At 72.5% G+C, this 13462-nt stretch carries 10 protein-coding genes; 1 reads left to right on the forward strand and 9 read right to left on the reverse strand.

Annotation, left to right across the window (positions count from 1 at the left end):
* Positions 1-9 precede the first annotated feature (9 nt).
* Entirely contained in the window at positions 10-981 is a 972-nt protein-coding gene (locus tag AB0O53_RS27900; RefSeq protein ID WP_365199150.1) for a glycosyltransferase family 2 protein, read from the reverse strand.
* The gene (locus AB0O53_RS27905) at positions 921-2951 is read right to left on the reverse strand and encodes an O-antigen ligase family protein (RefSeq protein WP_350992514.1); all 2031 of its coding nucleotides are present in this window, start codon (positions 2949-2951) and stop codon (positions 921-923) included. The genes AB0O53_RS27900 and AB0O53_RS27905 overlap by 61 nt, the downstream gene beginning before the upstream one ends.
* A 62-nt stretch (positions 2952-3013) precedes the next feature.
* Here AB0O53_RS27905 and AB0O53_RS27910 point away from each other — a divergent pair, with 62 nt between their 5' ends.
* Positions 3014-3790, forward strand: coding sequence for a hypothetical protein (locus AB0O53_RS27910; protein WP_350992512.1), 777 nt, complete (start codon positions 3014-3016; stop codon positions 3788-3790).
* Here AB0O53_RS27910 and AB0O53_RS27915 read toward each other — a convergent pair.
* The 7 genes from AB0O53_RS27915 to AB0O53_RS27945 all read right to left on the reverse strand — a co-directional run bounded on the left by AB0O53_RS27915 (position 3709) and on the right by AB0O53_RS27945 (position 13408).
* The gene (locus AB0O53_RS27915; protein ID WP_350992510.1) at positions 3709-4758 is read right to left on the reverse strand and encodes a glycosyltransferase; all 1050 of its coding nucleotides are present in this window, start codon (positions 4756-4758) and stop codon (positions 3709-3711) included. The genes AB0O53_RS27910 and AB0O53_RS27915 overlap by 82 nt on opposite strands.
* Entirely contained in the window at positions 4755-8057 is a 3303-nt protein-coding gene (locus AB0O53_RS27920; protein ID WP_350992508.1) for a DUF4082 domain-containing protein, read from the reverse strand. The genes AB0O53_RS27915 and AB0O53_RS27920 overlap by 4 nt, the downstream gene beginning before the upstream one ends.
* A gap of 31 nt (positions 8058-8088) precedes the next feature.
* Entirely contained in the window at positions 8089-9204 is a 1116-nt protein-coding gene (locus AB0O53_RS27925; protein WP_350992506.1) for a DegT/DnrJ/EryC1/StrS family aminotransferase, read from the reverse strand.
* Positions 9201-10052: a NeuD/PglB/VioB family sugar acetyltransferase gene (locus AB0O53_RS27930; protein WP_350992504.1), complete on the reverse strand. Its 852-nt coding sequence runs from the start codon at positions 10050-10052 to the stop codon at positions 9201-9203. The genes AB0O53_RS27925 and AB0O53_RS27930 overlap by 4 nt, the downstream gene beginning before the upstream one ends.
* A complete protein-coding gene (locus tag AB0O53_RS27935; protein WP_350992502.1) occupies positions 10049-11203 on the reverse strand; it encodes a DegT/DnrJ/EryC1/StrS family aminotransferase in 1155 nt (384 codons plus the stop codon). The genes AB0O53_RS27930 and AB0O53_RS27935 overlap by 4 nt, the downstream gene beginning before the upstream one ends.
* Complete coding sequence (locus AB0O53_RS27940; protein ID WP_365199157.1) at positions 11200-12195, reverse strand: NAD-dependent epimerase/dehydratase family protein; 996 nt, start codon at positions 12193-12195, stop codon at positions 11200-11202. Before AB0O53_RS27940 ends, AB0O53_RS27935 begins: the two co-directional genes overlap by 4 nt.
* 88 nt (positions 12196-12283) lie before the next feature.
* The gene (locus AB0O53_RS27945) at positions 12284-13408 is read right to left on the reverse strand and encodes a Gfo/Idh/MocA family protein (RefSeq protein ID WP_350992498.1); all 1125 of its coding nucleotides are present in this window, start codon (positions 13406-13408) and stop codon (positions 12284-12286) included.
* Between the last annotated feature and the right edge of the window lie 54 nt (positions 13409-13462).

The following is a 13462-nucleotide window of genomic DNA, read 5'->3' on the forward strand; positions in this document are numbered from 1 at the left end:
GACACCACGCTACGGGGCACCGTGCGGCGCCGGGCGGCCGGCCAGGGCCCGGGCCGCCGCCAGGCTCGCCGGGCGGCCCAGCACGGCCCGCGAGGACTCGCGCAGCAGCACCGCCGCCCGGAACGCGGTGGTGGCCGCCAGACCGTGACGGCGCCGGAACAGACGCACCCGGTTGACCGTCAGCAGGCTCCACAGCCGCGGCGACACCCGGGAGTCCCCGCCGAGGTGGGTGGCCGAGGCCGAGGGCTCCAGCCGGGTCACGAAGCCCAGGTCCCGGGCCCGCAGGCAGTACTCGGTCTCCTCCGAGTACAGGAAGAACGACTCGTCCCACGGCCCGCACGCCGCCAGGCACTCCCCGGACAGCGCCATCAGCGCGCCGGTCGCCCAGTCCGCCACCGTCTCCCGCCCGTAGGCGGCCGGGTCCGTGACCAGCTCGCTCCAGTGCGGGAAGCGGCCCGCCCGGCGGTTGCCGATCACCGCCTCGCCCAGCGCCCGGGTCACGCTGGACTCGCGGCGCAGCGAGTGCAGCAGCGTCCGGCCGTCCTCCTCGTACAGCAGCGGGACGCTGATCCCGACCCGGGTGCCGCCGGGCCGCACCTCGCCCAGCGCGTCCACGAGCAGCCCGGCGCAGCCCTCCCGCATCCGGACGTCCGGATTGCACACCAGGGCCGCCCGGAAGCCGCCCTCCCACGCGGCCGCGGCCGCCAGAGCGGCGTTCACCCCGGCCGCGTACCCGGCGTTGCGTCCGGTCTGGACGACCGTCGCGTCCGGGGCCAGCGAGCGGACCACCTCCACCGTGCCGTCGGCGGAGTCGTTGTCGGCGACGACCAGACGCCAGTCGAGCCCGGCCATCCCCTTCGGCAGCGAGGCGAGGAACTCCGGCAGGACCTCCGCGCTGTTCCAGGTGACGACGAGGACCGCTACCGGGCCGGAGCCGGTGCCCGCGAGGGGGTCGGGGGATGCTGATCGGCGGGAAGACATGGGAACTCCACGGATCGGGGCTTCGGCGCCGCGCGCCGGATGAAGCCGAGGTAACTGCCTCCGGCGGCGATCGTCAGGAAGAACATCCCGGCGAACATCGGGAAGCTGAGTGCGTCGAAAGTGGCACTGACGACCAGGGCGACGAGGGCGGAGGCGAAGAACGCCTGCCCCAGCTCCCGGTCGGACTCGCCGACGGCCAGCCGGCGGATCGCCCCGCCCTGGTGGATGCCGGCCAGGAAGAGGAACAGGAGCGCCAGCAGCCCCAGGAACCCCATCTCGGCGAGGGTCAGCATGTACTGGTTGTCGGTGAAGAAGTAGAGCTCAGGAATGAACGTGCCCAGACCCCGCCCGAACAGGGGCCGCTCGTCCAGGTAGGGGACGATCGCGCTGTACTTGACCGTACGGGCCTGCGTGCTGCTGTCGGAGTTCGACAGGAAGGAAGCGAACAGGGCGGTGATGGTGCCGATCAGCCCGGGGATGATCACCTTGAAGCAGGCCACCGCGCCCACCAGCACACCGATCGCGGTCCACCGCCGCGCGGGCTTCCAGCGCGGCACCATCACCAGGATCACGATCAGCGCCCCGATGATCGAGGTGCGCGACACCGTCAGCGGCAGCGCCCCGCCCATCAGCGCCACCGGCCCCCAACGGCGCCAGGCCTTCAGATGGCGCCGCACCGGATCGAAGGCCTGCTGCACGGCGAAGGGCAGCAGCAGCGCCAGCATCCCGCCGAACTCCAGCGGCTGCGCCGTCGTGGACCGGGGCCGGGTGAACGCCCCGCGGTCCAGGGTCGTGATCTGGGGGACGCTCGACGACAGCCCCGGGATGCTGATGCTGTCGGCGATGTTCGTCGCGGTGAAGAAGTCGTAGAACCCTATGGCCGCCACGACCGTGCCCATCACCACGGCGCGGCGCAGCAGCACGTCCAGGCGCGCCCGGTCCTGGATGCCGGCGGAGACCAGCACCACCAGCGAGACCCACACCATCAGCGCGATCAGCCCGCGGTCGGCCCCGAGCAGCTCCTTGCGCACGCTCCCGCGCCCCGCGTTCGCGATGTAGGAGGCCAGCACCGAGACGGCCAGCAGCCACATCGCCACCCGCGGCAGCCGGGTTCCGGGAGCCGGCCGGATCCGTCCCGCGAGCCACGTCGCCAGATACCAGAACATGGCCAGCAGGGCGAACACGTTGGCCGGGGTCCCCACCCCGCCCAGGCCCGGCAGCGTCAGGTTCGACGGGATGAAGAACGCCAGCGCCAGATAGCCGGTGAGCAGCGCCGTGGCGTCCACATGGCGCCCCCGGGACCTGCGCCGGCCGGCCCGGCCCGGCCCGCCGGACTCCTCGGCGGAGCGCTCCCGCCGGCGGCGCCGGGCGGCCAGCAGCGCGTCCGCGACGAAGGAGAGGGTGAACCCGCTGCCGACGCCGACGATCAGGACCCCCAGCACCTGCTGGTAGCGGCTCTTGAGCTGCGGCACCGGGGTCTGCGGCAGCACCACCGGCGCGGTCTGCACCATGTAGGCGGGCTGCACCTTGGCCGCGGCCTGGAGCGCGTTGAGCTGCTCCCCGGCGAAGCCGGTCAGGATGTTGGTCTCCTCCAGCACCTTCTCCCGGTCGGTGCCCGTGACCGTCAGCGTCAGCAGCGGGCCGGAGGTGTTCGCGGCGAACCCGACGGTGTAGGGGTCGGTCACGCCCAGGCTGTGCAGCTCACGGGCGGAGTCCGCCCCCGACAGCGTCCTGATCAGCACGTCCGCGGTCACCACCAGGGCGCCGCCGGCGTTGGAGATGGGATTGCCGAAGGAGGGCGGCAGCTTGGAGGCCGCCGAGGAGTCCAGCAGCGCCACCGAACTCTGCGACTGGTACGCCACCGGCACCGACCGGTACAGGTGCAGCGCCGCCAGCAGGCTGAGCAGGATCGCCGGCACGATCACGTACCAGCGCCGGCGCAGCACAGCACCCAATTCACGAATGCTCACGAACACCCCTGCCGGGTAACGGATTTGATGGCGGACCTACCCGGGTCCTGCAAAGATCGGACATGAAGGAAAGGATCCCCGTGTCGCCTGGTGAGTTGGTCCGCGCGCTGCGTCGGCGCTGGTACGTCCTGGTCGTGGCCGCGCTGCTCGCGGCCGCCGGAGCGGCGGCCGTGCTGCGGCCCGAACCGGTCCACCTCAGCTCCGCGATCGTGGTGCTCAAGCCGCCGGTCACCAGCAGGCAGCCGAACCAGCTCGCGAACCTCCAGCCCCCGCTCGCCGCCGTCTCGTACGCCGTCGTGCAGCAGCTGGACTCGCCCGCGGGCGCGGCCGAGCTCAAGGCGGCGGGGGTCGGCGGCGCGTACCGCATGACACCGCGCAACAGCGGCACCAGCGTCACCCCGCGCCACCTGATCCCCTCGCTGCAGATCCAGGTGGAGCACTCCGACCCCGACGTGGCCGACGCCTCCGTACGGAAGATCATCGAGGTCTACACCCGGCACCTGAACGAACTCCAGACCCAGCAGGGCATCCCGGACGCGGCACGGATGAGCGTGGACCTGCTGGTCCAGCCGCACGCCGTCGCGCGGACCGGGGACCGGATGCGGTCCCTGGCCGGAGCCGCCCTGCTGGCGGTGGTCGCCGGTGTGGCCGCGACCCTGTGGACCGACCGGCTCCTGACACGCCGGAACCGGCGCCGGCGCGAGAGCGCCGACACCGGTCCCGAGGACCCGCCGGTGGAACCGGTGGAGACGGGGCATCAGATCCCTCGGCGCTTCCAGGACCGCCACCACAGCCACTCGCGCCCCCGGTCGGCGACCGCCGACAGCACGAGCGGCTGAAGGTAGGGCATCACGCCCGGACCGATCCGCCGGCGCAGCCGCAGCGCCCGGTACTCGCCCAGCGACGTGTAGCCGTCGGGCAGGCACTCGGCCGCGAACTCCACGAGCTCGTCGACCGGCACCACCGCGGTGCGGCCCCGGTCGTACGCCCGGTAGGCGCGCCGCAGCGCGTACCGGGCGAGCCGGGTGCGCGCCGCCAGTGCCAGCCGGTCGGCCCCCGGGAGCAGATCGCCGCACTTGACCAGCACCGAGTCGAAGGCGACGAGGCGCTGGCGCAGGTCGTCGAGCTGCCCGCCGAAGTCCGTCGTGGACATGTTGTTGCCGTGGACGCGGTAGAAGGCCTGGTCGGCCCCCTCGATGTAGCCCACGTCGGCGTGCGCCGCGAGCCGCATCCACATCTCGATGTCGCCGGCGTGCGGCAGCTCCGGATCGTAGCCGCCGACCTTGCGCTGGAGGCTGGTACGGACGACCACCTCGGGCGAGGTGATGCAGCCGGTGCCCTCCCGGAACCGCCGGTCCAGCCACCACCGCCCCGGATAGACCACCGAGCCGGTGGACCGGGTACGGGCCGCCGGCAGCGGGCCGCCGTGCAGGAAGCGCAGCGGCCTGCCGTAGGCGAAACCGGCCTCCGGATGGGCGTCGAGCAGGGCGGCGGCGCGCACCAGGGCCCCGGGGACCAGCCGGTCGTCGGCCGAGAGCAGGGCGACGTAGTCTCCGTCGGCCCACTCCAGCAGGCCCTCGTTGTAGGTCGCGATGTGCCCCTGGTTGCGCTCGTGGACCCGCACCTCGATCCGCGGGTCGGCCGCCGCCAGCGCGCGCGCCACGTCCGCGGAGTCGTCGGGCGAGGCGTCGTCGATGATCAGCACCCGGACGTCCACGCCCTCCTGCTCGTCCAGGGCGCTCTTGACGCAGTCGGCCAGGAAATGGCCGTACTTGTAGCAGGGGATCACCACGCTGACCGTGCTCACTGGCCGGACACCTCCGTGGAGCCGTCCGTCGACTGGAGGGTGTTCGGCAGGGTGGTGGTGAAGATCGGGCCGACCCAGTAGTTCACGGATCCGAACGTGTTCGACGGGAACGCCGTGGCGGAGCCGTACTTGTAGAGCCCGTTGCCGCTGCCCGGCGCGTCGGCCGGGGCCACCAGTGGGTAGGAGCGGTGGGCGCCGCTGAAGTAGCCGCCGTCCACGGAGTAGTTGCCGTTCGGTGCGTGGTAGGAGGCCACGTACGTGGTGCCCGCCGTGATGGGCACGGGGGTGGTGAACTGCAGCTGCTGCCAGCCGGTCAGTGTCTCGCTGCCGAAGGTCCCGGTGGCCAGCAGGGTGCCGGAGGCGGACCACAGGCTGCCCGTGTGGGTGCCGGTGTTGCCGGGGCCCTTGTAGAAGGTGACACCGGTGATGTAGCCGTTCACCGCCGACTGGAAGCGGGTCCCCAGCTCCACCGAGTTGATGTCGGAGCCCACGTTGGCGGTGCTCGGCGTGGCGGTGCCGCTCCACAGGGTGCAGGGGCAGTTCACGGTCGGCGGGCTCGCACTGGTCGTGAAGTTCCACGTGACCGGCGCGGTCATGGCGTTGCCCCACAGGTCGGACGCCTGCACGGAGGCCGTGTACGTGGTGTTCAGGGCCAGCTCGGAGGACGGGGTGAAGGTGGCGCTGTTGGAGGCGCCGAGGACCTTGGTGCCCGGGACGGCGGCGCCGCCGGAGTCCTTCACGGTGAAGGTGAGCGTCTCCGCGTCGACGGCCGTGCTGAAGGTGGCCGTCACCGCCGCCGTGATCTGGGTACCGGTAGCGGCGGACTGCGGCGAGGTCCCGGTGACGGTGGGCGGGGTCGTGCTGGCGCCCGAGGTGTCCAGGACCGCGTCCACCCAGTAGTTGCTGCCGGACGACGCCTTGTTCGGGAACCCTCCCGTGCCGCTGTAGCGGTAGACGCCGTTGCCGCCGTCGGTCCCGTTCTTCAGCGCGGTGAGCGGGGCCAGGCCCGCGTCCGCGGCGGCGAAGGTGTTGTCGAAGGAGTATCCGCCGTTCGGTGCGAAGTAGGAGGCGATGTAGGTGGTGTTGGGCTTGATCGGGATCGGGCTGGAGAAGTTCAGCTGCTGCCAGCCGGACGCGGTCTCGTTGGTGAAGGTGCCGGTGGCCAGGCGCTGGCCGGCGCTGTTCCACAGGCTGCCCGTGTGGGTCCCGGTGTTGGCGGGGGACTTGTAGAACCGGACGCCGGTGATGGAGCCGGCCACGGAGGAGCGGATCTTCACGCCGAGCTCGACGGCGCTGCCGTCACCGGCGTTGACGGTGCCCGGCACGGCCGCGGCGGGCCACACGGTGCAGGGGCACTGCTGGGGGCCGACGGTCAGCGGGACCGTCGTGGTCGCGCCGATGTTGACGCTGTCGTCGACCGCGCGCACCTTGATCTGCACGGGGCCCGGGGTGGTCGGGGTCCACGTGTAGCTCCAGGCGGCCAGGCCCGTGGTCGCCTTCCAGGTGGTCCCGCCGTCGGTGGACACCTCGACCCGGGCCACCACGCCGCCGCCGGTGTCGGTCGCCGTACCGGTGACGGTCACGGGCCGCAGGGCCGGAACGGTGGCGTTCGCCGCCGGGCTGGTCACGGTGATGCCGGGGCCCACGGTGTCCGTGGACGCGGTCGAGGCGACCAGGTCGCTCTGCAGGGACTTGGGCTGGACGCCCATGTCGGCGAAGACGTTCACGGTGGCCTGCTGCATCCGCTTGTCGGCGGTGACCACGGTGTCGTCGGGGTTGCTCGTGGGCATGTTGGTCAGGCCCCAGGACCACTGCACCGTGCCCGCGCCGAACACCAGCGCGTGCGAGGTCTGGTCGCGGAAGGCCACCAGGCTGTGCGTCGCGGTGCCGTTGCCGTAGGTGTTGCCGTAGTCCTTCAGGAGCTTGCCGTCCTCGATGTCGACCGTCGTGGACGACATCTGGATCTGTCCGGCCGGGCGGCTGGCGTTCTCCACGTCGCTGTCCCACTCGTAGCCGAGCGTCCCCTGCGGGAACGTGGCGGTCTGCGAGGGGGTGAGGTTCGCGACGGACGTGTTGCGCCACAGCCGCTGCTTGGCGAAGGTGCCCGGCACGGTGATCGCGTCGCTGCGGTAGCCGTTGACGCTGAACATCGAACCGGTCAGCTGGTTCTGCGGCTGGAAGGGGCGGCCGTTGGTGGAACTGGCCGGGTCCATGAAGGTGCCCGTCCAGATCCCGCTCGGGTCCGGGATGCCGTTCGGCTGCGGGAAGGAGAGCTTGGTCTCCTTGTACGAGACCAGCGTCCGGTTGGCGGTGTTGCTCCCGTCGATGCTCGGTGTGAGCCGGGTCTTCCAGAAGATCTCGTTGCCGGCGAAGTACGTCTGGTGCTGCCCGGCCCGGCGCGCGTTCAGGGCGTTGGTGAACTGGTCCTGGGTCCAGTACTCGTCGTGCCCGGAGGACATGAACACCTTGTGGTTCTGCAGCAGGGTCGCGCCGCGGACCGACATGTCGATCCCCGACATGTAGCTCACGTCGTAGCCGTTGCGCTCCAGCCACGCGACCATCTGGAACTCGGAGCCGTAGATGCCGTTGTCCCCGCCGATGTCCATCGGCCGGTTGTAGCTGACCTCGTAGGCCCGCCCGTCCGGCGCGGGACCGCCGCCGTCGTAGAGGTCCTGGCCGCCGTAGTTGTTGTACGCCTGCCAGGTCTGGTCGCTGGTCTGCACGACGATGTCGGAGTGGCTGGAGTCCTTGCGGACGACGAACGGGTACGGCATGACGCCGTTGCCGTCCGCCTGGTCGAAGTTGGCGATGTAGAGACCGGAGACGGCGTCGGCCGGCACGCTCCACGACACGGTGACCGGCCAGTTGCCGCAGTCCACCAGGCCGGTGGCGGCCTTGGTGGTGCAGGCGGCCGGGTTCCCGCCGGGAGCGAAGTTCGCCGGGTACGTCTGGGCGGCCTGGGCCGCGGTCGACATCAGCCGCGCCCCGTTACCCCCGTAGTGGCCGAGGCGGTAGACCGAGACCTTGTACGCCGTCGGCGACTGGACCTTGAACTGGACCGTTTCGCCGGGCTGGACGCTCGTCTGTGCGGGGAAGCCCTTGATGTCGCCGTACGCGCTCGGCGCGAACCACTCCTCCATCGGGGTGCCCGGCTTGGAGTTCTCGCAGACGATCGCGTTCGTGGTGGGACCGCAGGGATCGGCCGCCCCGGCCACGGCGGCCGGGGGCAGGACCGTGGCCATCAGGGCCGCCACCACGGTGAAGAGACCGTAACGGAGCAGTTTTGTCCGTCTGTTCATGTGGACCTCATTGATTTCGCGCCGGCACGTATCAGCGCAGGGCGTCGGAGAACGCTTCCACGACCCGCTGCTGCTGGGCAGCGGTGATCTGCGGGAAGAGGGGGAGGGAGAGCATGCTGTCCGCTGCCTGCTCCGCGTGCGGGAAGTCCCCGCGACCGTGACCGAGGTGGCCGAAGGCCCCCGTGAGGTGGACCGGCGCCGGGTAGTGCACGCCCGCGCCGATCCCCTCCGCGTTGAGCTTGCCGACGACCGTGTCGCGGTCCGCTCCGGAGATCCGCACGACGTACAGGTGCCAGACGTGGACGTTGCCCTGCGCCGTCACCGGCAGCGTGACGCGGCCCGCCGCGGCCAGCTCGCCGAGCAGCCCGTCGTAGCGGGCGGCGGCGGCCCGCCGGGCCGCGTTCCCCTCCGCCAGGCGGGCCAGCTTCGCCCGGAGCACCACGGCCTGCAGCCCGTCCAGCCGGCTGTTGAAGCCGGCCACGTCGTGGCGGTACTTGGCGACGCCCCCGTGGTTGGCGATGGCCCGCACGAGGTCGGCGCGCTCCTCGTCGTCGGTCACCACCGCGCCGGCGTCCCCGTAGGCCCCCAGGTTCTTGCCCGGGTAGAAGCTGGTGGCCGCGATGGTCCCGCTGCCGGGGGACCGGCCCTCACGGGTGGCGCCCTGGCTCTGCGCCGCGTCCTCGACGACCTTCACGTGCGACGGGAGCCGCTCCGCCAGCTCCGCCGCGGGCGCGCACTGCCCGTACAGGTGGACGGGCACCACCGCGCGGGTGGCGCTGCCGACCGCGTCCAGTGCGGCCTGCGGGTCCATCAGCAGGGTGTCGGGAAGGCAGTCCACCAGCACCGGCCGGGCACCGATCCGGGCGACGGCGCCCGCGGTGGCGATGAAGGTGTTGGCGGGCAGCACCACCTCGTCGCCGACGCCGACCCCGCTCGCGCGCAGGGCCAGTTCGAGGGCGTCCGTGCCGTTGGCGACCCCCACGCAGTGCCGGACCCCGGCGAACTCGGCGTACTCGCGCTCGAAGGCCTGGACCTCCGCGCCGCCGATGAAGGCCGTGCCGGCCAGCACACGGTCGAATCCGGCCTTTAACTCCTCGGCGACCTCGGCGTGCGCCGCCTTCAGGTCGACGAGCGGTATCTGGTTCATACGACGGGACTCTCCATCCGTGTCTCCGGCCGCCGGCCGTTCGGGCCGGTGCCTTCTTCCGTGCCGTGCGCCGGCGCCCCGGCGGGCACCGCCGCGTCCCCGGTGGGGCCGCACAGGGCCCCGCCGGATCCGCCCGCGTCGCGGGCCAGTTCGGCGAGGGCGGTGGCCCCCGCCGGCCGCAGGAGGCGGGCCGGGCTGCCGGCCCACACCTCCCCGGCCGGGACGTCCGCGAGGACGGTGCTGCCCATGCCGGTCAGCGACCAGGCGCCGATCGCGGCGTACTCCCGGACCAGCGCCCCCGCCCCCACGTACGCCCCGCGCCCCACCCGCACCCCGCCGCCCAGGCGGACGCCCGAGGCGAGCGTGGCGAAGTCGGAGACCTCGTCCTCGTGGGTGAGCACCACCTGCGGCATGACCGCCACGTGCGACCCGACCCGGACGCCGGCGGTCAGCACGCAGTGCGCGAGCAGCACCGAGCCCGGGCCCACCGCCGAGGAGCCCGACACCGCCGCCGTGGGGTGCACCACCGTGGCGTACCGGTCCAGCGGCAGCCCCAGGCGCCCCACCAGGCGCGCCCGCACCGCGTAGTCCCGCGGACTGCCCACGCAGACCACGACCCGGGCGGCCGGCAGCTCGTGGACCAGCTCGCAGCCGCCCGGCACCGGCACCCCGTCGACCTCCCGGCCGTGCAGGGCCGGATCGTCGTCGAGGTGCCCGGCGAGCCGCCACCGGGGCGCGCGGCCGCGCGCCACGTCGGCCGCGGCCACGTCCCGTACGGCCTGCGCGGTCTCCCGCGCGAAGCCGCCCGCCCCGACGATCAGCAGGTCCTCGGTCACCGGAGCGCTCATCCGCCGGCCTGCTCCCGGAGCACCGCCACCACCCGGTCCTGCTGGTCGGCGGTCATCGTGTGGAACAGCGGCAGGATCAGGGAGTCGCGGCTGATCCGCTCGGTCACCGGCAGCGCGGCCGCGCCGTGGCCCTCGTACGCCGGCTCCAGGTGCGAGGCCATGATCCCGCGCCGGGCCGAGACACCGGCCTCGGAGAGCACCCCGAGCAGCTCGTCCCGGCCGACGGGGAAGTCCTCGGCCAGCAGCACCCAGTACGACTGGAAGTTGCCCTGCCCGTGGGCGGGATCGCGGACCGGGCGCACGCCCGGGACCCCGCGCAGCAGCTCCGCGTACCGGGCCGCGAGAGAGCGCCGCCGGGCGACGATCTCGTCGAGCCTGCCGAGCTGCACCAGGCCCACCGCGGCCTGGATGTCGGTCATCCGGTAGTTGTAGCCGACCTCCAGGTAGCTCTCGACGATCGGCTTGCTGCTCGCGTGGCGCTGTGCGGCGGACACGTTCATGCCGTGCTCGCGCAGCCGGCGCAGGCGCTGCGCCCACTGCGCGTCGTCCGTGGTCACCATGCCGCCCTCACCGGTGGTGATCACCTTGCGGGGGTGGAAGGACCAGGCGGCGAGCAGCGCCCCGTGGCCGACGGACTTGCCCCCGACCGTCGCGCCGATGCCGCAGGCGGCGTCCTCCACGAGCGCGACGTCCCACTCGGCGCACGCCGCGCGCAGCGCGTGCACGTCGGCGGGCACCCCGCCCTGGTGGACGGCGAGCACCGCCTTCGTACGGGGGGTGCGGACCGCGTCCACGGTCGCCGGGGTCAGGTTCCCGGTGGCCTCCTCGACGTCGGCGAACACCGGCCGCGCGCCCACGTAGCGCACGGCGTTGGCGGTGGCGATGAACGACAGCGAGGGGACGACCACCTCGTCGCCCGGACCGAGGTCCAGCGCCACGAGGGCCAGGTGCAGGGCGGTGGTGCACGAGCTCACGGCGATGCCGTGCTCGGCGCCCACCCGCTCCGCGAAGGCCCGCTCGAACTCGGCGACCCGCGGTCCCTGGGCGACCCAGCCCGAGAGCACCGCGTCGGCGGCGGCCTTCGCCTCCTCCTCGCCCAGCCAGGGCACCATCACGGGGATCCGGGCGGCGCCCGCGCCCGGGGCGCTCATCGGCCCGCCTCCGCCGCCGCGTCGGCGGCGCGCTCGGCCCGCCACCACTCGACCAGGTCCCGCAGGCCGGTGCGCAGGTCGATCCCGGCCGTGAAGCCGAGGTGCTCGGAGGCCCGCGCGGTGTCCGCGAGGCGGCGGGTCACGCCGTTCACGGCGCGGGCCGGGCCGTGCTCCGGCACCAGCCCGTCCGCGCCCATGGCCTCCAGCAGCCCGTTCGCCAGCTCCAGCAGGCTGGTCTCGGTGCCGCTCGCGACGTTGAACACCTGGTCGGTCAGGTCCGATTCGGCGGCCAGCAGGTTGGCGCGCGCGATGTCGCGCACGTCCACGAAGTCCATCGTCTGCAGCCCGTCGCCGAGGATCAGCGGGGGCTCGCCGGAGGCGATGCGCTCCATCCAGCGGATGAGCACCTCGGTGTAGAGCCCGTGGATGTCCATCCGTGGCCCGTACACGTTGAAGTAGCGCAGCGCGACGTAGTCCAGCCCGTACATCGAGTGGAAGCTGCGCAGCATCCCCTCGTTGAAGGCCTTCGCCGCACCGTAGAAGGTGTCGTTGTTGTACGGGTGGTGGCGCTCGGTCGTCGGGAACCGTTCGGCCAGCCCGTAGACGGAGGCCGAGGACGAGGCGATCACCTTGCCCACCCCGGCGGCGGCCGCCGCCTCCAGCACGTTGAACGTGCCGTCCACCATCACCTCGTTCGCCAGCCGCGGCTCCTCCGCGCACTGGGTGATCCGGATGGCGGCCAGGTGGAAGACCAGGTCGGCGCCCTCCGTCACCTTGCGCACCGCCGCCACGTCGCGGATGTCGCCCTCGACGACCTCGACGACGCCGCTCGGCAGGGCGCGGGCCAGGTTGGCGGTCCGCCCCCGCACGAAGTTGTCGAGCACCACGATCTCGCGTGCCCCGTTGTCCACCAGCTGGTCCACCACGTGCGAGCCGATGGTGCCCGCTCCGCCGGTGACCAGAATCTTCTTGCCTCGTACGCTGCTGCTCAACGCCCTGCTCCCACTGGATCGGTCGTGGTCCTGCGTGTGACGGAATGCGAAAGGTCCTGCATGAGGACCGGGATCGGAACGCGAGCGGTCAGCGCCCGGTGCGCAGTCCGACGACCGCACCCCGGAACTCCAGGCTCCTGGAGGCCGCTTCGAGGATGTCCAGCACCTTCAGGCCCGCCCGGCCGTCGGTCAGCGGCGCCCGGCCGGTCCTGATGGCGTCGGCGAACTCCTCGACCATGCTGCGCAGCGCTTCCTTCTCGCCGATCGCGGGCGCCACCATGTCGCCCGACCGGTAGGAGACGAGCATGTCGCGGCGCTCGTCGGCGCCGATCTCCTGCGGGGTGCTCAGCTCCACGCCCCGGTCGAACACCGAGACCCGCTGGGTGGGGTTGAGGTCGTCCCAGACCAGGGTGCGCTTGGAGCCGCCGACCATGGTGGTGCGGACCTTCGTCGGGGAGAGCCAGTTGACGTGCACGTGCGCGATGGCGCCGGTGTTCAGCTGGAGGGTCAGGTAGGCCACGCAGGACTGGCCGGCCCCGATCGGGTCGGCGCCGGTCGCGGCGACGGCCACCGGCTGCACGTGGTCGGGGAGGATGAAGTCGAGGACCGAGAGGTCGTGGGGGGCCAGGTCCCACAGGACGTCGACGTCCTTCTGGACGAGCCCCAGGTTGATCCGTACCGAGTCCACGAAGTGGATCTCGCCCAGTTCGCCGGAGCGGACCATCTCGCGGATCCGGCGCACGGCCGGGGTGTAGCAGTAGGTGTGGTCGCACATCAGCGTGAGACCGCGCTTCTCGGCCTCCGCGACCAGCCGCATCCCGTCCTCGTACGTGGCGGCGAGCGGCTTCTCCACCAGGACGTGCTTGCCGGCGCGCAGGGCTGCCAGCGCCACGTCCAGGTGCGTCCCGGCCGGGGTGGCCACGGCGACCGCCTGGACGGACGGGTCGGCCAGGACCGCCGCGTAGTCCGAGGTCGGCTGCACCGTGGAGTACCGGCCCAGCACCTGCCGGGCCCGGTCGAGGTCCAGGTCGCAGAGGTACCGCAGCCGGTACTGCGGGCTGGACTGGAAGTTGCGGACGAGATTGGGGCCCCAGTAGCCCGCTCCGACGACCGCGATGCCTAACGGCGCCGCGGACCCCCGGCCGGAGATCGCGGCGCCCTGCCCGACGGTCCTGTCGGCGCTCTGCGCGCCGTCCTTGGAGGTGTCCTTCACTGCGTTCCCTTCCTTCCGCGCACGCCGACTGGCGTGTCGACAACCCATGGCCGG

Source organism: Streptomyces erythrochromogenes, assembly GCF_040684695.1.
GTDB classification, from domain to species: domain Bacteria; phylum Actinomycetota; class Actinomycetes; order Streptomycetales; family Streptomycetaceae; genus Streptomyces; species Streptomyces erythrochromogenes_C.

Excerpts from the sequence above, each read along its gene's own strand:
- AB0O53_RS27900 (WP_365199150.1), bottom strand. The coding sequence starts at position 981 with ATGTCTTCCCGCCGATCAGCATCCCCCGACCCCCTCGCGGGCACCGGC.
- AB0O53_RS27910 (WP_350992512.1), top strand. The coding sequence starts at position 3,014 with ATGAAGGAAAGGATCCCCGTGTCGCCTGGTGAGTTGGTCCGCGCGCTG.
- AB0O53_RS27920 (WP_350992508.1), bottom strand. The coding sequence starts at position 8,057 with ATGAACAGACGGACAAAACTGCTCCGTTACGGTCTCTTCACCGTGGTG.
- AB0O53_RS27925 (WP_350992506.1), bottom strand. The coding sequence starts at position 9,204 with ATGAACCAGATACCGCTCGTCGACCTGAAGGCGGCGCACGCCGAGGTC.
- AB0O53_RS27930 (WP_350992504.1), bottom strand. The coding sequence starts at position 10,052 with ATGAGCGCTCCGGTGACCGAGGACCTGCTGATCGTCGGGGCGGGCGGC.
- AB0O53_RS27935 (WP_350992502.1), bottom strand. The coding sequence starts at position 11,203 with ATGAGCGCCCCGGGCGCGGGCGCCGCCCGGATCCCCGTGATGGTGCCC.